This is a genomic window from Mediterraneibacter sp. HA8405 (assembly GCF_056148955.1).
In genome coordinates this window covers 119,225-139,792 of record NZ_CM148758.1, presented here as the reverse complement: position 1 = coordinate 139,792, position 20,568 = coordinate 119,225, and the positions used below count along the sequence as shown (strand labels likewise).

Here is a 20,568-nt window from a genome sequence, read left to right as displayed (position 1 = left end):
TATCATGAGGAAGATTTTATTGCTTACAGTATGCTGCGCCCTTGTATGCAGCCTGAGCGGATGCATCGTTTTCAGGAGAGGATCATCCAATGAATATCGCTCCGATGAAGAATTAGCGGATGAAATGATAGAAAACATTATCGATTGCGCAGAAAAGGAAGATGTAAAAGCACTGACCGAATTATTTTCACAATATGCTAAGGACAGTACGTTAAATTTAACTGAACAGGCAGAAGACTTCATAGAGTTTTTTCAAGGCCAATGTAAAAGCTGGAAAGGAAATGCAAGTTCTCATGAAAAAAGTGAACACGGAAAAACAATCTGGCGGGAATTGAGAGGGCAGTATTCAGTTATTACAGATGAAGCACAATATAAAATAGCATATATTTATATTCCTTTTCACAGAGAAGAACCGGATAAAGCAGGGCTTACTGCAATAGAGATCACTACAGAAGAAACTTTTAACAAGGATTGGTTTCTTTGGAGTCTGGATCAGAAACCGGGAATCTATGTGACAGAAGACAAGGAAGAAAGGTTCTCAGAACAGAGGCTGATCACTCCGGAAGAACTGATCCGGGCGGCAGGACTTACAAAAGAACAGTACCGCGGAGCCGACCTTGAACAGTTTATTGAAGATTTTGCCATCACGGAGGAAGATGTGGATACGCTCAACATACCTTTACTTCTGGAAGAATACGAACCGGACCGCAAAGACGGGCTGATCGATGTGAGTTATCTCATTGAAGACGACATAGAAAACCGTACGTTTGATTTTACAGAGAATGTATATGCCATTGCTTTTATGGAAAACAAGAATACAGGTACGGAATGTGTATATTACGATCTGCCGGATAGAAAACGGTATCAAACGTCGGATGCATATCTCTTTGATGATCTCTACCAGACACAGGCCGGATATTATGCGGACGGACAGCAAATGGTGGAGGCGCTGGATAAGTACGGAGTTTTCAGCTGGGAATCCGGAACAGATGAAGAGGAGATCACAGATCCCCAGTACATGGTGTTGGCAGTGGAATATGAGGACGGGACTGTGTTCCGTGTAAAAGCGTCCGGCTTACTGTCGCAGGTGCTGCCGGACGAGTACGATGAAGTGAGAGAAATGCTGTTGTCAGGAGAATACAGTGGAAGTTAGAGAAAAAATGAGTCTTGTTTCAAAGGAGGACGCCATGGATAGAGAATTTGAAGATGAATTTATGGATGCGCAGTCACAGATTATTTCGCTATGTGTCGAATTTGCGGGTAATAGAGCTGATAAGGTTTATGCCTATGGCTCTATCGAAGAAAGCAGTATTTCTTTCAATGCATTTTTCAAGATTGACGGTCAGATTAAAACAACAAATAATATAGCTGCCGATACAGACTCGATATGGAATTTTCTGGATCTTGGTGAATCGGATCTGGAGAAGATAAAACAAATATGCATACACTATGGAAAACCTGTCCCCACAGAATTAAAAATGATCTATGACTGTAAATGTGGTAAAATAGACACGAAATATAAATATGAAAGTATCTGTTCCGCAAAGACAGGGACAGATTCAAGCGAAATTTTTATGAAGTGGTTAGACGAGGTTCTCCAAAGCACATGGAAGAGATAAAGCGGCATTGTGAAAAAATTATACAGATGCTTCGTTTGGATTATAATACGCAGTTACAGTATTCGGGAATAATCAAAAAAATATATGATGTTATGTTACAGATTATATCCTGCGATAATGTCAATGAACTTCCTGATATTCACTGGAACAGCATAGCGCGGTGTTTTGCTGACGAAACGACGGATTATCAAAGTCCTATACTCTTTGAGATAGATAAAATTGCGAAGTTGTCAGAGGGAAATAATGAAACAGCTGAGAAAAACAGAGTGGCGGAGAGAATATCCCATTAAAAAATTTCTTGCACTTTGTGTATGGGGAGTGATGGCGATTGCTGGCTGTGCCGGAACACTGTCTTGCCCGGATAATATTCCATCGCTGGCGGCGTGTGTTCTTGCATTGGCGGGCGCAGTCCTGACGCTGCCGCGCCTGCTCAGATATTACAGAACAACATACCAGAGTCTGCCCGCTCTGAACAGGCGGCTTACAAAAGAAGAGCAGGAGGAACTGCTCGAAAACGAAAATTTTGAGACGATCACTGAGTTAAAGTCAGAATCACTGCGGTGGACAGATTTTGCTGAAAGTGAGCACTGGCTCCGGATCAATGGAAGATATATTCCGAAAGAACTCGCGATTCTGGGAGGAGCCAAAGTAACTTTCAACATAATGAACCGGGACACGACACCGGTGGTTTTTCTTTATGCAACCGGGGATGTGGTGAAAATTGATCTGGAGTTCAGGTCAGTGCCCGGCAAATCCGGGAACTTAATGCATACTTCCGGTCCCGCAGTCGCATTTTTCCGGAACCGGCAGACAGGACAAAGGCGGGAGAACTGCGGCAGAAGTGTATTGAGAAAATGCCGTCATATTTGAAAAGGGGTGGCGGTTGAGTGATTTGAGGAGGGTGGTTTATGAGGATTACAGATATTTTTGATGCGGTAAGAGATGGAACTTATTCGGATTTTTTGAAGTTTTATACAGGAGATCCTAATCTGTTCAATAAATATGCAGGATTGAGTCTGCTTCAATTGGCGTTTGTCAATGACCATAATACAAATGAAAAAATAAAGATGATTCAATTTTTAATATCTGAGGGAGCGGATGTTAACTTTAAAAGTCCAAAAGATCAAAGAAATGCGCTGCATATATTTTATTTCTCTGTAATGAGACCCGAGCCGCAGTATATGTTAAAAGCAACTCAGCTTCTGGTTGAGGCGGGAGTGGACATAAACGGAAAAGATAAATATGGCGCGATCCCGCTTAAATATGCGATTACTGTTGTAAAGCTGCCGACAGAGGCGGCCATGCCGGTATATCAATATTTGATAGATCACGGTTCAAATATCTGTGAAAAAGATAACTTTGGCAAAACGTGCCTTGATTATGCAAAGGAATATTCATGGAGAAATGGTATTATAAGTCTGATGGAAGGACAGGGAGGGTCAGGAACTTTATATGAAGTCAGGTAAGTACTTAACAGGATCAGATGCGCTGGCATTCGTAAAAGAGGAGATATTTCATATATTTAAAAGCAGTGTGGTATTGTCTGAGGAAAATTCAGCTCCGGAGCATCATGGCTGGTTTAAACTTGTCTTCCGGTATATACCTAAGTCTTATATAATTTGTTTTGAAAGGGAATTTAACTGCTTTAATATCAGGATCACCAGAGATTACTTTTAATGAAGTATAGCCGGAATATCCGACTGTTTAGATAAAAGTATGCAGGGAAAGGATGATATCATCATGGTCAGATCGGAAAGAAAAATAAAAAAATATGAGATCATTCTCTGTATTCTTGTGCTGGCAGTCATAGCGGCCGGTCTGCTGCTGCCAGAGACAGGGAATCTTGTCCTTCTGGATGAACTCTGCAATGCCGCGGTCATATGGATTGCGTGTATCTTTGTGATCATGAGGATTTTAAGGAACAGAACCGCTCTGTCCTTTTCAGGGAAAGCTGTGGGGGCGGCGGTCGTTATTGTATGTATGGCTGCTGCACTCTGGTTTTCGAAAGACATAGTGTCTGATCTTGCGGCCGGCCCGCAGACAGCTACATTGACAGACATACAGCTGAGCGGGACGCAGGCGCATACCGGCATTTTCTCACATCATTATTATCTGCTGGGCATAAATTCACAGGGGGAAAAGATCCGGGTGGAGATATCGGGGCAGGATTATGAAAGACTGGAGACAGCCGGAAGTGTATTAATTGAATATTACCCGAATACGAAGCGGGCTGTGAAGCTTCTGCCGGTCTGAGGAATTATTCGGAAATACGGCGGAAGCGTTTGGTGATAAAAGAATCGAAGATTACAGAGGAAATGGACAATATGAAGCAGAATAAAGCAGCGGGGCACTTGGCGGCCCTGCTTACAATTTTTATCTGGGGAACTACATTTATATCTACAAAAGTGCTGCTGAGAGATTTTCAGCCGGTGGAAATTCTGTTTTTCCGTTTTGTTATAGGGCTGGCTGCTCTGGCGGCAGCCTGCCCCCGACGGATGAAGGGAACCACGCTCAGGCAGGAACTTGCCTTTGCATCTGCAGGGTTAAGCGGAGTGTGCCTTTATTATCTGCTGGAAAATATTGCCCTGACTTATACAATGGCTTCCAATGTAGGGGTGATTATATCAGTGGCCCCGTTTTTTACCGGGATTTTATCCCATGTGTTTCTGAAACAGGAGGGAAAACTGCGGGCGAATTTTTTTGTCGGGTTTGCAGTTGCCATGGCCGGGATCGGGCTGATCAGTTTTAGCGGAGCGGCTTTACAGCTGAATCCCGCAGGCGATCTGCTGTCTCTTCTGGCTGCGTTTTTATGGGCATGTTATTCAATTCTGACAAGGAAGATCAGCGGTTTTGGCTACAATACCATTCTGACAACCAGACGGATTTTTTTCTATGGAATTCTGTTTATGATACCGGCGCTGTTCCTGTTTGATTTCAGTCCGGATCTGACCCGGCTTGGAAATCCGGTTTATCTGCTGAATTTTCTCTTCCTGGGACTGGGAGCCTGCGCGCTTTGTTTTGTTACGTGGAATTTTTCAGTAAAGCTGCTTGGCGCAGTCCGGACAAGTGTTTATATTTATCTGGTTCCCGTAATTACAGTAGCTGCTTCTGTGCTGATTCTACATGAGCCGTTTACCTGGATGACCGGTGCCGGAACGATTCTTACTCTGTCAGGACTGCTGCTTTCGGAAGGCAGAATGTTTAAGAAGGTCAGGAAAACCGTATGAGATTGTGTAAAATTCAGGGAAAATATTGATAAAACTCTTCAATTTTACAAATTTTTCATCAAAGGTACTGCAGAATCAGTTGACATACGGCCGTGACAGGATATATTATTTTCTGGGTTTTAGATTTAGAAGGATCCATCTGTATGTGCACGGGAGATCCGGATATATACAGAGCTTGTGCCGTCTGTTTCCGCGGAGACAGGCGGCTTCGGGAATACATATTTTCCCCCGGTGGGAACAGAAAGGATTGTTTTGCAATGAGTTTTTCATATTTAAAGAAACTGCCGACGCCGGCCGAGATCCGTGAGCAGTATCCGTTATCGGAGCGCGGCAAAGAGATCAAGCGCCGGAAAGATCAGGCGCTGCGTGATATTTTTACAGGAAAATCAGATAAGTTTCTCGTGGTTATCGGACCCTGCTCGGCGGATAATGAAGATGCTGTCTGCGACTATATCAGCCGTCTGAGCCGTGTGTCAGAGAAGGTTAAGGACCGGATCGAGATCGTGCCCCGTATTTACACTTACAAGCCCCGTACCAATGGAGACGGATACAAGGGAATCGCGTTCCAGCCGAACCCGGAGGAGCGTCCGGACCTGGTGGCGGGACTGATTGCCATCCGCCGTCTGCAGATGCGCTCTATTGAGGAGTTCGGTCTTCCGGCAGCAGATGAAATGCTGTATCCTGAAAACTGGGGGTATGTGGAGGATCTGCTCTCTTATGTGGCTATCGGAGCACGTTCCGTTGAGGATCAGCACCACCGTCAGACAGCCAGCGGTTTTGATGTGCCTACAGGAATGAAGAATCCTACCAGCGGCGACTTCTCCGTTATGCTGAACTCCATCTATGCGGCACAGCATCCCCAGCATTATGCCTATGCAGGCTGCGAAGTGGAGACTTCCGGCAATCCGCTTGCCCATGCGATTCTGCGGGGCGGAGTAAATAAGCGCGGCGTCAGCCAGCCGAACTATCACTATGAAGACATTAAGTGCCTGCTGGAAATGTATGAGAAAATGGGCCTTCAGAATCAGGCGGTTCTCGTTGATTCCAATCACTCCAATTCCAATAAGCAGTATGAGGAACAGGTGCGTATTGTAAAGGAAGTGCTTCATAACCGCAAGCTCTCATCTGAGATCCGCAGTCTGGTTAAGGGAGTGATGATTGAAAGTTATATTGAACCGGGACGCCAGGATGTGTCCGAACATATCTACGGTAAATCCATTACCGATCCGTGTCTTGGATGGGAAGCTTCAGAAAGATTGCTGTATGAGATTGCAGAGATGTGTTAAAAAGCGGGGTAAATAAGCCGGCCGGTATGATATGTCCCCTGTCAGGCAGACAGGAACATATTATACCGGCTTTTTTTGCTGGCTGGTTCGAAAATTACTGCATATCGAAAAACAATAAATAAATTATTTACAAATAATAATGTGGCGCATATAATGCAGTCAGATACAGAATTTGGAAGGAGATGGCATTATGAATCAGAACAGGTTAGTCGTATTTACAAAATATCTGTTAATTTTTATGTTTTACAGCGGTATTATTGTTGTAATTTCTCTGCCGTACACGTTAAAACTTATTGGGAGATATTTGTTTAAGGAGGCTGCGGAGTATTATGTTTTTATGCTTGTTATATTGCTGCTGTCCGGTTTGTGCGGCCTGACGATTGTATATCAGCTGAAAAATATGATGCGGACGGTTGCCGGGAAAGACTGTTTTGTTGACAGCAATATAAAAAGTCTTAAAACGATGGGAAAGGCTTCGCTTCTTATTGCGGGGATATTTCTTGTGAAGATGTTCGTACTTCCCACCCCGGCCGCATTTATTATCATTCTTACTTTTTTTATTGCAGGGATATTCAGTCATGTACTGGGACTTGTTTTTGCAGAGGCGGTTCGCTGCAAGAAAGAGAATGATCTGACAATATAGGGGGGAGAAGAGATGGCAATTGTAGTAAATCTGGATGTTATGATGGCAAAGAGGAAAATGAGTGTAACAGAGCTGGCAAATAAAATAGACATTACTATGGCGAACCTGTCTATTTTGAAAAATAATAAGGCGAAGGCTGTAAGATTTACCACGCTGGATGCCATATGCCGTGTGCTGGACTGCCAGCCGGGAGATATACTCGAATACATTGAAGATGATGAAAATTGATAGTATTTCAGAATATGCAAAGTGTGGATGCGGATAGAAAAGATAGTTTTAAGACACTGGAAATTTTAAACATTATTTTCGATCAGATAACCAGATTAAACGATTAAGTACATGGCTGATATGCTGAAAACAAGGAAAATCAAAATAATATTAACAGAATTTGCTTTTTGTTAATGGATAAGGTATAGTTTGTATTATACAGAAATGATAGAATTCACGGACAGGGAACGAGAAGGAGAATAAACATGGCAACAGCAAAGGATATAGCCAGACTTGCCGGTGTCTCAACGGCTACAGTATCAAATGTACTTAACAGAAAGCCGGGTGCGGCAGGGCCGGCCAAAACCAGAGAAATCCTGGAACTGGCGCAAAGTCTTCATTATCAGCCGAACGCATTTGCGAAAAATCTGAAAAAACAAAAGACGGACAGTATTGGTGTAATTACAGAAGACCTGACGGTTTTTAATACGCCGGAAATTGTGGACGGAATAGAGTCTTTCTGTGAGGAGAATGGATACGAAATCATCCTTTCGAATCTGAGGCTGTATAAAAAATATAAAAATGATTTTGCGGATACTCCCGAACACAGGGAACTATTTGATAAGGCAGTTCGCGGCATGACGGCAAAACAGGTGGAAGGAATCATTTACATCGGATACCACTGCCGCAGAATTGACTATAAACCGGCGCTTTTGAGCATTCCCTTTGTATACGCCTATTGTTTCTCCAATGATCCGCTGTATGCATCGGTAATGTCAGATGATGAAGATGCCGCGTACCGGATGACCGAATATTTGATTTCAAAAGGACATACCCGGATCGGTGTCGCTGCCGGACCGGAAACCAGCAGAAATACAAGGCTCAGACTTCAGGGCTGCCAGAAAGCGCTGGAGCATCACGGGCTGACGTATGAAAAGGACATTATTCTATATGGCTCATGGGAACAGGAAAGCGGTTATCAGCATGCAGATCGTTTTCTGGAAGCAGGCGTGACCGCTGTATTTGCTTTTAATGATATGATGGCGTCCGGCATTTACCGACGATTCTATGAAAAAGGAGTCATTCCCGGCAGAGATATTGCTCTGACGGGATTTGACAATCTGGAAATGTGCAACGGACTTATGCCCGCTCTGTCCAGCGTGGCTCCTCCGCTGGGGGCTATAGGAAGAAAAAGCGCGGAACTTGTTCTGGGACAGATTAAAACGCACCGGGTTCATCCGCAGAATAAGGGCGGAGCTGTTTTGCTGCCCTGCGAACTGGTAATAAGAGACTCGGTAAATCAATGTCCTCAGGCGCAAAAATAGTTTCAGCTGCAGAACTAGAAAATCTCAATGAAGGATCAGCATGACCTTCATTGAGATTTTTTTATACTTAATCGTTTGAATGGCGCTGATAGAAGCGGTTGAGTATTCAAAATGTGACAGAATGCATAAAAAATATATGGATAAAGGCACGAAAATATCGCAAAATTATATGCAAAAATATGGAAATGTCAAAATTGCATAAAGATAAGTTGACTATTCCACATATTAAGGATATAATAGACAAAAAATCATTACCTAATCGATTAAGTAAAAGAAAATTAAGAGAATCAGTTCACAGAGACGAGGAGGGAAAGCCGTTGCACAGATATATTTTCAGTACAGTGGAGGCAGGAGAAAAGCCGGAGGGCTGGAGCGGCGGCGAGTGGTCCGTTGCAATAGGCGAAACGGCAATTGACAACTGGGGCGCGGAACTGACGAGCTGGAACCATTTTCTGAAGTATGACTCCGGATCCCGTTTTTTTGTATATGATAAAGAATACACGGATTTTGATTATACAACTCATATGCAGATTAAGGAAAAGGGGAAAAGCGGTGCCGTTGTGTTCCGATATAGGGATGAAAATAATTACTACTATTATCAGCTTACGGCAGGGGATAACCTTTTTGAAGTAGGAAAAGTAGCAGACGGCGAGAAGACGGTTCTGGCGGAAGGGACTGCCGTGGTTGATACGGGGAAGTGGTATAACCTGAGAGTTCAGGCGGACGGCGGCCATATTGTCTGCAAGATCAGTGAACATCCTTTCTATATTGATACAGACGGCGCGTATCCGGGCACAGTTCTGGCGGAGATTACAGATCAGTCGTTTGAGAGCGGAAACTGCGGCTATTATGATATCGACGGCCAGGCGCTGTATACTATTTTTGCAGTCAGCAATACGGCCCAGGACCGGACGATAGAAAATGACATTTATAAGCTCACGGTCGGCGCCTATGGACAGATTAAGTCCTTAAAACTGAAAAATGAGCCCTATGATACAGATTTTGTTGTAAATGAAGAAACCCATCGAATGGAAGTGGGCCCCGGAAAATTTCTGGGAGAAATGAAATTCACCTATACGCTGGACGGGGAAGAGAAAACGGCGGCAACAGGCGATTCGGAAGATAACCGGGTCATAACGCTGGATTCTGCAAATAACAGAATCACAGTAGAGTATACGGAAGAATCCCGGCTGAATAATGGAATTAAAGATTTTCAGGTAACAGAGGAATATGCGCTTGTCGATGACTATATTCAGTTTGATATTACCATCAAAAATGATAATGACGAAGAAATGACATTTGAGGATGTGGGTCTGCCGGTTTCCTGGAATAATCACTGGCAGTTCCAGAGCCCATATGAGAGCTATGTCGGGGCGGCGGCAAACTTTATATCTTACAACAGTTCCTATGTTCTGCTGGAAAGGGCCATGGGAGGAGGAAACAAGCTGCTGTTTATTCCGGATCCGGATACAGACGCAAAGCTGGAATACAGAAAGTTTGTTTCGAGAGAGACAACATTTACCAATCCTCCGGAGGAATACTATATTTACAGCAATGCGGTAAAAGAAGAGGGGCAGGGATATATTCCCAGTACCAGCCTTACTCTTCAGGGCGGAGAGAGCAAAAAGCTTTCTTTCCGGTTCCATAAAGTCGGGGCAGATTATGAAGAGGCGCAGAATGTGCTCTATGAAGAAGGATCACTTGATATCAGTGTTAACCCGGGCATGATCCTTCCGAAAAATGTAGCGGCAGAGGTAGACTTACATACGAAAAAAGAGATTGACAGTATCACTGCTTCAGACAAAACTGCGAAGATTACAGAAAATAAGGAAAAATCAGACGGAGATCATAAAATATATACGATTTCCTTTGAAAAACTCGGCAGAAATGATATTACAATAACCTATGACGGAGATAAAAAGAGTGTATTACAGTTCTGGATTGAAGAACCAATAAAAGATGCGCTTCAGCGCAGGACGGACTATCTGATGGACGAGCTCCGGATTACAGATCCGTCAGATCCGCATTACAACAGTTTTCTGGAGATCGATAACATTACCGGAGAAAAGAAACCCGGCGGCAACGGCTGCAATAACAACGATTATGAACAGATGTATGACGGTCCGGCATTTATTGCCGAAAAAAATGTTTACTACCCGGTCCAGGAAGAGATAAGCGCCGTTGATGATTATCTGATCGATCTTGTGTGGGCCAAAGAAGTCGTGCAGGAAGGAAGCCAGGCAGGATATCTCCGAGTGGCAGGCATGATTCTGAAGGTGAGTATTCCGCTGAGCGGAAGTATGGGAACAATGGGAGAGCAGACAACCGCGGACATCTGTGCTGCTCTTGACAAAGAGGGCTACACAGAACTGGCTTCGGAAATTCGCGTTCTGGCAGAACGTAAGGCGGAGGGGATCGATAACAATCCATATCCGTTCGGCTCTGAGTTCGGAACAGATTCGACAGCAGAAGAAGGTGCATATTTTTATTCGAAAATGTTCGGGAATACTGAGTCAATGAAGAAAACAGTGGATAAGGCAATCGCGTGGAAGGGCAAAGCTCCGGTGTGGTACTGGCAGACGACAGGCAACCGCCAGGACAATGACTGGTGGCTGTTCCAGTACACGGTAGGACTTCACGGGGTGCTGCTGAACGACTGGTATTTCAATAATGTAGAGAATCCGGGAGACTACTGGTCGATGGTATATCCGTTTAAGTTTTCTCCGTTCGTACACATTAACTCCGGACAGGAGGAAGCTCCCGGAGAACCGGGCACAGTGTGGTGGAATTATAAATCCGCCTCTCCGTATAACTGGGATATCGGATTTCCGTGCAGTGAGTCCGGTGAAGCTGATATTTCACTCTGGGCAGGGCTTCAGATTCTCAGTTCCGATGTGGTGCTTGATGATCCGTCATTTGGCACAGCCGGATATGGCTGTGAAGTGACAGATACCGGGGATGCTCTGGAAGTAGTTCCTCTGGACGGGCTGTTCCGGCGTCTGAACATAGTCGGTTCCGGACTTCAGATTGAGCTGGGTTCAGATATTTATTCCAAAGCGGTGATTGAGAACTCTATGAATTCATTCAGTATGGATCTGACAAACCTGACCGGAACTTCACACAGCGCGGATCTGACGGTAACGGGTCTGGATGCAGGAAAGTATCAGCTGCTGGTGGACGGAAATGTACAGGCATATATCAGCGTATCCGGTGAAGGGGAAGCTGTATTTACATATCAGATTAATGATGAAGAGAAGCATACAATTGAGGTGCGGCCGTATGAAAAAGAAGGGGCTTTGAAAGTGGCTCTTGTGGGAGATGAGACTCTTGCGGGAAATGGCACAAGCGACTGGGAAACACACGGAATCGCGGCTCAGCTTGAAACAATGTTTGAAGGTGAGGAGTATGAGACGGCTGCGTTTATTGAGAATGGAGCTGCTCTTACTGATCTGGCGCCATCGCAGGAGTGTGAAGACTTTGCGCCGGATATGGTAGTGCTTCTTGCGGGAAACAGAGAAATTGAAAACTGGAATAAGGACAGCTTTTCAGAGGATTACAGAGCGCTTCTGGAAGAATATCAGAATATGAACAGCAGTCCCGTTGTCTATGCTGTGACAAATCCGGCAGTGCACGGAGAAGGAACGGGAGATCTGACAGCGGAAAACGCGGCGGCAGCAGCCGCGGCAATACGGGAGCAGGCCGGGGAATGTCAGGCGGTTATTATTGACCTTAACCGCTGGACCCTGGAAAATCCGCAGTATCAGCAGAAAAACGCATATCTTGACAATAACGGCGCAGAAATGGCCGCTTCGCAGATTTATACAGCTCTCACAGCGCGCGCCTACACTTTCGCGGCTCCGGAGCGGGATGCGTTCCAGGGGCTGGATCCGGTGGATTATGACAGCCAGGACGGGGCGTATTATGAAGATGTGCGCGAAACAGCGGATGAAGAGACAACACCGTATGTAACAGTTGGCCAGGGCGGCTATATCGGGTTTGACCAGATTGATCTGAAAAACGGCGCGGTTCAGGCTTCTTATGAAGTAAAAGCGGAACAGGAGATTTCGCTGAAGAAAATTCAGCTGAAGGCAAATGACAGCCAGAAATATTCCAATGATTTTGAGTCCGGAGATCTGGCGGGATGGCAGAATTATGAGGGCAGCTGGAATGTGTCGGACGGAGCATATCATGGTTCAGGGAACGGCAAGAGTATTCTTGAAAGTATGAGCTTTTCAGATTTTATTTACGAAGTGGATATTTGTGTAAATGAGGCTACAAACTGGGGCGGCCCGGTACTGCGTGTGACGGAACCGGGAGCAGGTCTGGAAAGTTACATGGGATACTGCGTCAATCTGAATGTACAGGAAAATGCAGTCTGGCTGTCCAGACATACCAATAACTGGCAGCATGTGGCAAACTGGCCGTATGATCTTGAGTTCAACCAGACATATCATCTGCGGATTGTCGCCGAAGGACCGGTGATCACGGTTTATCTTGACGGAGAAGAACTTGGCTCCTATACAGATCCGGATCCTTACCTTGAGGGATATGTGGGCTTCCGTTCCTACGGAACCAGTCTGACAATGGATAACATGAGCGTAAGAGCGCTGGGCGATAAAGCGCCCACAATTACGCAGGAGCCTTCATCAGCAGAGATCCTGACAGGCGAAAGCGCAGAGTTTAGTGTAAGCGCAGAGGGATATGAAGGCGCCCGGCTGACCTATCAGTGGCAGACATCCTCCAACAGGGTGAGATGGACGGATATTTCAGGGGCAGAATCGGCTGTTTACCGGCTTGAGAATGCGGATCTGGAACAGAACGGAACATATTTCCGCTGTATTGTCTCAAATGAAGTGGACGGAACCACGTATACTGCCGTATCGGCGGCAGCGGAGCTTGCCGTAAAAGGAATTCCTTCTGTCAGCAGTGTGACGGTTACGCCGGAACAGGCTTCGGTAGAGGCAGGAACACTGCAGAGATTTACGGCAAAAGTGGAAGGCGAGAATGATCCGGATACGGCGGTTGTCTGGAGTGTCAGCGGCGGAACCGACGGGACAAGAATAGAAGACGGCGTACTGTATGTATCTGCAGACGAACCTGTGGGAACAGTGCTGACGGTGACAGCCGCGTCAGCAGCTGAACCTGACATAAAAGCGTCTGCAGCCGTTACGGTACTGGAAAATACGACTACATCGGAAAATGTACAGCTTTACTATGAATTTGACGAGGGAGAAGGAAATGAAGTAAAAGACTATTCATCAAACAGCTATAATGGAATGATCGGAGGCACGATCAATGACAGCAGCTGGACAGAGGAAGGATTTGCTTTTGGAGGAACAAACTATCTGCGGCTGGAAGACGCCACGCTTGTCTCGCCGGATATGACAATGAATACCTTACCGGATATACAATGGGCAAGTATATGATTCTCAACAAATATATCTCCGAAGGAGAAGCTCTTGCAATCTGTAATGGTAAATTTGATCCTGGTAATGAGGAACAGAATCAGCCGCCGACAGCGGGCGGAGATTTTACCCGGCAGCTTAAAGCAGGAGAAAGTATACAGCTGAATGCGGATGATCTGGCGACTGATCCGGATGGAGATCCGCTTACCATTGCTGCGGTTACTGCGGAACCTGACAGAAGTGTGGCATAAGCCGGACTGAAAGAGGGCGTTCTTACAATAACTGCCGTAGCGGAAGGTGAGACAAGTATTAAAGTATCTGTAAGCGACGGAAAAGGCGGAACGGTTCAGACAGAGATTGGGATTATAGTTTCCGAAATTGTCGACAAGTCAGGCCTGGAAGCTCTGGTAGAAGAGGCTGAACAGACGGAGGCGGAACTTGACCGGTATGCCGATGGAGAGGCAAAAGAAAAATTTGTTACCGCTCTTGAACAGGCGTATGAGATTTTGAACTCTGAAGCAGATGCTGATTCTGTCAGAAATGCGGAAGAAGCGCTGAAAGAGGCGATGCAGGCGCTGCGGGAAAAAGCGGAAAAAGAGGAGCTTCAGAAAGCAATTGAAAAAGCAGAAGCAATTGATCTGAAACAGTATACAGAAGATTCGGTCAAGGCGTTTACCGATGTACTAAAAGCGGCAAAGGAGATGTATCTTGACAATACTTTAAGCGTGGAAGAACAGGCGGAAGTAGATCAGATGGAACAGGAACGCTTTCTCCGTCGGAGGGTTCAGGAACTGATACTCCCGCGCAGGCTGTTCAGACCGGAGATGCATTTTCCTGGAATATGGCCGTGACTGGATTTGCAGCAGCTATAGCAGCTGTAATGACTGTAATATGGAGAAAAAGGAAGAAGTACTGATAAGAGCCATGATGAACTTTTGTCTGGCTGAACCATATAATAATAAACAGCGTTCATAGAGCCGCGGACCGGTATGAAACTGTCTGAATATTCAGCGATTCATATCGGTCCGCATTTTGGCAGATGTAATCGGGCGTCTGATTTTTGGTTATACTAGTTGTGAAATAATTCCGAACAGGAGGAATGTTTTATGTGCACATGTATTACCTATGAAAATGGAGGTTTTTATTTTGGGAGAAATCTGGATCTGGATGTTTCGTTCGGCCAGACTGTTACAGTTACTCCGGAAAAATTCCCTTTAAATTTCCGGAAAACAAAAAAGCCAGAAAAGCATTACGCCATGATCGGCATGGCTTCGGATAATGATGCCTTTCCGCTGTATGCGGAAGCTGTCAATGAAAAGGGGCTGGCCATGGCGGGCCTGAATTTCCCGGGAAATGCATATTATCAGAACGCGGGACGAGGAGAACCTGAACTTGCTTCGTTTGAAGTGATTCCCTGGGTTCTTGGGACATGCGATTCTGTAGCAGAGGCAGAAGGCTATCTGAGAAAGACGGAGATTGTTGATCTTGCTTTTTCAGAGCATATGCCGCCGGCGCCTCTGCACTGGATGCTGGCGGACCGGGAGAAATGCATTGTCCTGGAACCGGTCAGAGAAGGCCTGAGAATTTATGACAATCCTTTTGGCGTGCTGACCAATAATCCGCCCTTTGACTTTCACAGGATAAATCTGAATAATTATCTGAATCTGAGTGCTCGCAGCCCGGAGAACCGTTTCTCAGACAGACTGAATCTGAAAGCATACAGTCAGGGAATGGGCGGAACAGGTCTTCCGGGAGACGCTTCCTCTGCTTCACGGTTTGTAAGGGCCGCGTTTCTGAAATGGAACTCGGTCTCTCCGACAGATGAGGAGGCAAATGTTTCCCAGTTTTTTCATATTCTTGACAATGTGGCCATGATGCGGGGCGCGGTGGTGACGGAAGAGGGGAAATATGATATTACAATGTACTCCTGCTGTATGAATGCCGATACGGGAGTATATTATTATAAGACATACGATGACAGCAGGATCCGGTCTGCAGATCTGCATGACGTGGATTTACAGGGAGATAAAATGATAAAATGGAAGATATAAAAGACATTTTTAAGTCGGAATAGGTAACTTTTTGCAAAATTAACAGACACGGGAAATTGAAAAAAGATCACAAAGTGTTTAAAATGAAACGAAGGTGGGGACTCATGTCCCTGGCAAGTTTTAATTAAGGAGGACATTCAGAATGTCAGAGAACAATGTTGTTGAACAGCAGCCGATCACTGAAGACTATCTGAAAAAGATGGATGCGTACTGGCGTGCTACAAACTATCTCGGCGCAGCTCAGTTATATCTTCTGGATAACCCGCTTCTGCGCGAGCCGCTGACAATGGATCATGTTAAAAAGAAAATCGTAGGACACTGGGGAACTGTACCTGGACAGAACTTTGTTTATGTTCATCTGAACAGAGTAATCAAAAAATACGATCAGGATATGATCCTTATTTCCGGACCGGGACACGGCGGAAACTTCTTCGTAGGAAATACATACCTTGAGGGTACGTACAGCGAAGTATACCCGAACATCGGAGAGGATATGGACGGACTGCAGAAACTGTGCAAGCAGTTCTCATTCCCGGGCGGTATTTCCAGCCATGTTGCTCCGGAGACACCGGGTTCCATTAACGAGGGTGGTGAGCTTGGATACTCACTGGCTCATTCATTCGGTGCAGTATTTGACAACCCGGATCTTGTCGCAGCATGTATCGTCGGAGACGGCGAGGCAGAGACAGGACCGCTGGCAACATCATGGCAGTGCAACAAATTCCTGAACCCGAAGACAGACGGAGCTGTTCTTCCGATTCTCCACATGAACGGATACAAGATCAGCAACCCGACTGTACTTGCTCGTGTTTCTCATGAGGAACTGGAGCACTTCTTCGATGGATGCGGCTGGAAGCCGTATTTCGTAGAGGTAGAGGACGACGGAAGCGATCACATGGCTATGCACAGAAAGATGGCAGAGGCTCTTGACAAAGCTATGGACGACATCAAGGCGATCCAGAAGAATGCAAGAGAGAACGACGACACAACAAGACCGAAGTGGCCGATGATCGTTCTCCGTACACCGAAGGGATGGACAGGCCCGAAGGTAGTTGACGGAGCTCAGATTGAAGATTCCTTCCGCGCACATCAGGTACCGATCATGATGGACAAGCCGGAACACCTTCAGATCCTGAAAGACTGGCTTGAAAGCTATCATCCGGAAGAGCTGTTCGATGAGAACGGAAGACTGATTCCGGAACTCAAAGAGCTGGCTCCGAAGGGAGACAAGAGAATCGGTTCCAATCCGCATGCAAACGGCGGTAAGCTGCTTCGTGACCTGAGACTTCCGGACTTCCGCGATTACGCAGTTGACGTACCGGCTCCGGGCGCTGTTGAGGCTCAGGATATGATCGAGCTTGGCGGATTTGTAAGAGATATCTTCAAACTGAACGAGAAAGAGAGAAACTTCCGTATCTTCGGACCGGATGAGACAATGTCCAACCGTCTCGGAAAAGTATTCGAAGTTACAAACCGTGACTGGAACGGTGACAAATATGATACAGACGAATTCCTTGCAGCTGACGGACGTGTTATGGACTCCATGCTCAGCGAGCATATGTGTGAGGGATGGCTGGAAGGATATCTGCTGACAGGACGTCACGGCTTCTTCGCAAGCTACGAAGCATTCATCCGTGTAGTAGATTCCATGTGCGCTCAGCATGCAAAATGGCTGAAAGTCTGCAATCAGCTGCCGTGGAGACAGTCTATCGCATCCCTGAACCTGATCCTGTCATCTAACGTATGGCAGCAGGACCACAACGGATTTACACATCAGGATCCTGGATTCCTGGATCATATTGCCAATAAGAAGGCAGACGTAGTACGTCTCTACCTTCCGCCGGATGCAAACTGTCTGCTGTCCTGCTTCGATCACTGTATCCGAAGCAGAGATTACGTAAACGTAATCGTAGCATCCAAGCATCCGAGACAGCAGTGGCTGACAATGGAGCAGGCTGTTAAACACTGTACACAGGGTATCGGTATCTGGAACTGGGCAAGCAACGATCAGGGACAGGAGCCTGACATCGTAATGGCATGCTGCGGTGATACACCGACACTTGAGACTCTTGCAGCTGTAACAATCCTGCGTGACGCGCTTCCGGAACTGAAGATCCGCGTTGTCAACGTAGTTGACCTTATGAAACTGGAAGAGCATACAAAACATCCGCATGGTCTGACAGACGCAGAGTACAACGCTCTGTTTACAACAGACAAGCCGATTATCTTCGCATTCCACGGCTATCATACTCTGATTCACGAGATGACATACAGACGTGCGAACAAGAACATCAGAGTATACGGATACAAGGAAGAAGGAACAATCACAACACCGTTCGATATGCGTGTTCAGAATGAGATTGACAGATTCAACCTTGTAAAGAATGCTATCAAAGCACTGCCGCAGCTCGGAAACCGCGGTTCTTATCTGATTCAGCAGATGAACGACAAGCTGGTTGAGCACAAGCAGTACATCCATGACAACGGTATTGATATGCCGGAGATCAGAGACTGGAAATGGCATTTACCGGAAGATAAATAAGAATAAATTTATATTACTTTTTCATCTTTCTGCGGAACTGTGCCGGCGTAAGCCGGTACCGTTCCGCAAATATTTTATAGAAATATCCTTTGTTGCGGTATCCGATTTCCCGGGCGATTTCTTCTATCGATATACTGGTTTCCCGAAGCAGAGTTTCTGCGCGCGCAAGGCGGAGAGACTGAAGAAATTCGGTATATGTCATTCCGGTATAGCTTTTCAGCAGACGATTAAAATAATCATCCTGAAAATGAAATCTTTCGGCCAGCATGCTGATAGAAATATCCTGCAGATGGTCTCCGATAAATGCGGAAATTTCTTCCAGAAGAATCCAGTGCATTTCTTTTTTTACTTTTTTTGACAGCGAAAATTCATAGTTTGTGCTGAGAAGACCAAACAGGCGCATAAGGAGTCCTTTGCAGATCAGCGGAGAAGCTGTGTCATTGCGTACCAGTTCTGTCAGGAGCGTCAGAAAAGTTTCTTCCATCAGAGGATCAGATTCTGAGCGGGGCCGGAAATGCAGATACTGCTGTACATTTTTCTGTTTCAGAAGAGCAGTGTTTAAAAACCCCGCCATTCCCTCAGCTCCATCGCTGTTCTTTGTGATATCATCAAAAATATCCGGCGTAATTCCGAGAAACAGAATTGTGGCGGACGTACCGTCCAGAATTTCCTGATGCAGACAGTTTCTGTCGATCAGGCAGAGTTCTCCTTTTGAAAAGGTGAACTCGCTGTCCAGAATTTTCTGACGGTATTCCCCGTCTACGATGTAGAAAAGTTCCAGATATTCATGGGAGTGCATCTGCGTCCGGGTAGCGGGCTGATAATGTTCTTCAAAGGTAAAAGCCGCTTCCCTGGGCAGCAGAGTGGCAGACAGAGTGTCTCCGCCGTGAAGATTCCAGAGAAGGGCGAAAAGATTCTCGTTATCTTCACGGGGCCAGGGCTTTTTTTCCTCCGCGCAGGAAGAGTATTCCGGACACAATATACGGAAGCGGGTGAGAATATCCGGAAGATTTTTTGTATTTCCTGAAGCGTAAATCAGATAGCTGGTATAATTTAGTAAATTCATGTAAAGACCTCCTGAAGCAGATGCGCCGGTTTGATATTTTTGAAAAAAGGATTTCCGGCCGGTACTTTTTACATGAGTATAGCATAAATGGGAAAAAGATTCGACTTAACACATTAAAATTTTTATACGTTAAAGTGTTGAAGCGTAGCGCGGGATATGTTATACTGAATCCGGAGCAGTGAAGCAGAATTCAGGAATCTGTTTCTGCCGCGTTTTTATCAGAAAGATCATGACTCCTGCGCGGAGCAGAGAGCAGTAAATATCAGGAGGCATAGCTATTATGGAAAAAAGAATTGACGGACATACAAAATTATATGCGCTGATCGGATCGCCGGTGGGACATTCCGGTTCTCCGGCCATGTACAATTACAGTTTTGAAAAACTTGGCATAAACAGCGTTTATCTGGCTTTTGACGTACCGCTGGAAAAGACAAAAGAAGCGCTGGATGCATTTCGTGCATTTCATGCAGGCGGGTTTAATGTAACAATGCCATGCAAAACAGCGGTGGCTCAGCTTGTCGATCGCCTTTCCCCGGCAGCGGAACTGGTAGGAGCCTGTAACACCGTTGTTATTGAAAAGGACGGGACAATGACCGGGCATATGACAGACGGCACCGGTTTTGTGAGAAATCTTCTGGAGCACGGAGTAGATATAAAAGGAAAGAAAATAGTTCTGCTCGGTACCGGAGGAGCAGCAACGGCAATTGCTGTTCAGGCTGCTCTGGATGGAGCGGCGGAGATCGCCATTTTTAACCGGAAAGATGAGTTTTATGCAAACGGAGAAAAGACGGTGGAAAAAATCAGGAAAGCAGTACCGTCTATCAAAAAAGTATGGATAGAAGATCTGGATAACGAGGAAGTGCTGACCCGTGTGATCGGGGAAAGTGACATTCTTGTCAATGCGACAAGGGCAGGAATGAGTCCTCTGGAAAATGTTATGCCGGTTCCGGAAAAGGTTCTCCGTCCGGACCTTGCGGTGGCAGATGTGGTGTACAATCCGAAAGAAACTCTTCTGGTACGCAAGGCAAAAGAAGCAGGATGCAAAGCAGCGGTAGGCGGAAGTGGAATGCTGCTCTGGCAGGGAGTTGCCGCATTTGAGTTGTTTACAGGACAGGAAATGCCGGTAGAAGAAGTAAAAGAAAAATTCTTCCAGTAGAGGGCAGAGGGTGAAATTATCAGAAAACTCAGCGAAAAGGG

At 45.8% G+C, this 20,568-nt stretch carries 19 protein-coding genes; 18 read left to right on the top strand and 1 reads right to left on the bottom strand.

Annotated features, from left to right (window positions below; genetic code table 11):
* Positions 1 to 4: 4 nt before the first annotated feature.
* From AC0QUU_RS00650 to AC0QUU_RS00570, 17 genes are all read left to right on the top strand, one after another.
* A complete protein-coding gene (locus AC0QUU_RS00650; protein WP_474543923.1) occupies positions 5 to 1,153 on the top strand; it encodes a DUF5104 domain-containing protein in 1,149 nt (382 codons plus the stop codon).
* Entirely contained in the window at positions 1,143 to 1,619 is a 477-nt protein-coding gene (locus tag AC0QUU_RS00645; RefSeq protein ID WP_474543921.1) for a hypothetical protein, read from the top strand. Before AC0QUU_RS00650 ends, AC0QUU_RS00645 begins: the two co-directional genes overlap by 11 nt.
* Before the next feature lie 92 nt (positions 1,620 to 1,711).
* A complete protein-coding gene (locus tag AC0QUU_RS00640) occupies positions 1,712 to 1,909 on the top strand; it encodes a hypothetical protein (RefSeq protein WP_474543919.1) in 198 nt (65 codons plus the stop codon).
* The gene (locus tag AC0QUU_RS00635) at positions 1,863 to 2,489 is read left to right on the top strand and encodes a hypothetical protein (protein ID WP_474543917.1); all 627 of its coding nucleotides are present in this window, start codon (positions 1,863 to 1,865) and stop codon (positions 2,487 to 2,489) included. The genes AC0QUU_RS00640 and AC0QUU_RS00635 overlap by 47 nt, the downstream gene beginning before the upstream one ends.
* A gap of 38 nt (positions 2,490 to 2,527) precedes the next feature.
* On the top strand, positions 2,528 to 3,085 hold the full coding sequence (locus AC0QUU_RS00630) for an ankyrin repeat domain-containing protein (protein ID WP_474543915.1): 558 nt from the start codon (positions 2,528 to 2,530) through the stop codon (positions 3,083 to 3,085).
* A 250-nt stretch (positions 3,086 to 3,335) separates the two neighbouring features.
* Positions 3,336 to 3,872, top strand: coding sequence for a hypothetical protein (locus AC0QUU_RS00625; RefSeq protein ID WP_474543913.1), 537 nt, complete (start codon positions 3,336 to 3,338; stop codon positions 3,870 to 3,872).
* Between the two features lie 71 nt (positions 3,873 to 3,943).
* Positions 3,944 to 4,846 carry a DMT family transporter gene (locus AC0QUU_RS00620; RefSeq protein WP_474545495.1) on the top strand — a complete coding sequence of 301 codons (903 nt, stop codon included), beginning with the start codon at positions 3,944 to 3,946 and terminating at the stop codon, positions 4,844 to 4,846.
* Positions 4,847 to 5,103: 257 nt separating this feature from the next.
* A complete protein-coding gene (locus AC0QUU_RS00615; RefSeq protein ID WP_474543911.1) occupies positions 5,104 to 6,132 on the top strand; it encodes a 3-deoxy-7-phosphoheptulonate synthase in 1,029 nt (342 codons plus the stop codon).
* Between the two features lie 190 nt (positions 6,133 to 6,322).
* Positions 6,323 to 6,775, top strand: a complete 453-nt coding sequence (locus AC0QUU_RS00610) for a DUF2975 domain-containing protein (RefSeq protein ID WP_474543909.1) — start codon at positions 6,323 to 6,325, stop codon at positions 6,773 to 6,775.
* A 12-nt stretch (positions 6,776 to 6,787) separates the two neighbouring features.
* A complete protein-coding gene (locus tag AC0QUU_RS00605; RefSeq protein WP_474543907.1) occupies positions 6,788 to 7,003 on the top strand; it encodes a helix-turn-helix domain-containing protein in 216 nt (71 codons plus the stop codon).
* A 245-nt stretch (positions 7,004 to 7,248) separates the two neighbouring features.
* Positions 7,249 to 8,307, top strand: a complete 1,059-nt coding sequence (locus AC0QUU_RS00600; protein WP_474543906.1) for a LacI family DNA-binding transcriptional regulator — start codon at positions 7,249 to 7,251, stop codon at positions 8,305 to 8,307.
* A gap of 317 nt (positions 8,308 to 8,624) precedes the next feature.
* Positions 8,625 to 13,733 carry a DUF5695 domain-containing protein gene (locus AC0QUU_RS00595; RefSeq protein WP_474543904.1) on the top strand — a complete coding sequence of 1,703 codons (5,109 nt, stop codon included), beginning with the start codon at positions 8,625 to 8,627 and terminating at the stop codon, positions 13,731 to 13,733.
* Positions 13,718 to 13,963 carry a hypothetical protein gene (locus AC0QUU_RS00590; protein ID WP_474543902.1) on the top strand — a complete coding sequence of 82 codons (246 nt, stop codon included), beginning with the start codon at positions 13,718 to 13,720 and terminating at the stop codon, positions 13,961 to 13,963. The genes AC0QUU_RS00595 and AC0QUU_RS00590 overlap by 16 nt, the downstream gene beginning before the upstream one ends.
* A gap of 6 nt (positions 13,964 to 13,969) precedes the next feature.
* Positions 13,970 to 14,563, top strand: coding sequence for a hypothetical protein (locus AC0QUU_RS00585; RefSeq protein WP_474545494.1), 594 nt, complete (start codon positions 13,970 to 13,972; stop codon positions 14,561 to 14,563).
* Positions 14,554 to 14,628 (top strand): hypothetical protein, encoded by a 75-nt coding sequence (locus tag AC0QUU_RS00580; RefSeq protein ID WP_474545493.1) that lies wholly within the window; start codon positions 14,554 to 14,556, stop codon positions 14,626 to 14,628. The genes AC0QUU_RS00585 and AC0QUU_RS00580 overlap by 10 nt, the downstream gene beginning before the upstream one ends.
* 190 nt (positions 14,629 to 14,818) lie before the next feature.
* Positions 14,819 to 15,763 (top strand): choloylglycine hydrolase, encoded by a 945-nt coding sequence (gene bsh, locus AC0QUU_RS00575; RefSeq protein WP_474543900.1) that lies wholly within the window; start codon positions 14,819 to 14,821, stop codon positions 15,761 to 15,763.
* Between the two features lie 142 nt (positions 15,764 to 15,905).
* Positions 15,906 to 18,305 (top strand): phosphoketolase family protein, encoded by a 2,400-nt coding sequence (locus AC0QUU_RS00570; RefSeq protein WP_474543899.1) that lies wholly within the window; start codon positions 15,906 to 15,908, stop codon positions 18,303 to 18,305.
* Between the two features lie 13 nt (positions 18,306 to 18,318).
* Here AC0QUU_RS00570 and AC0QUU_RS00565 read toward each other — a convergent pair whose 3' ends face one another.
* Positions 18,319 to 19,371, bottom strand: a complete 1,053-nt coding sequence (locus AC0QUU_RS00565) for a helix-turn-helix domain-containing protein (protein WP_474543897.1) — start codon at positions 19,369 to 19,371, stop codon at positions 18,319 to 18,321.
* A gap of 280 nt (positions 19,372 to 19,651) precedes the next feature.
* Here AC0QUU_RS00565 and aroE point away from each other — a divergent pair, with 280 nt between their 5' ends.
* Entirely contained in the window at positions 19,652 to 20,527 is an 876-nt protein-coding gene (gene aroE, locus AC0QUU_RS00560; protein ID WP_474543895.1) for a shikimate dehydrogenase, read from the top strand.
* Positions 20,528 to 20,568: the final 41 nt, after the last annotated feature.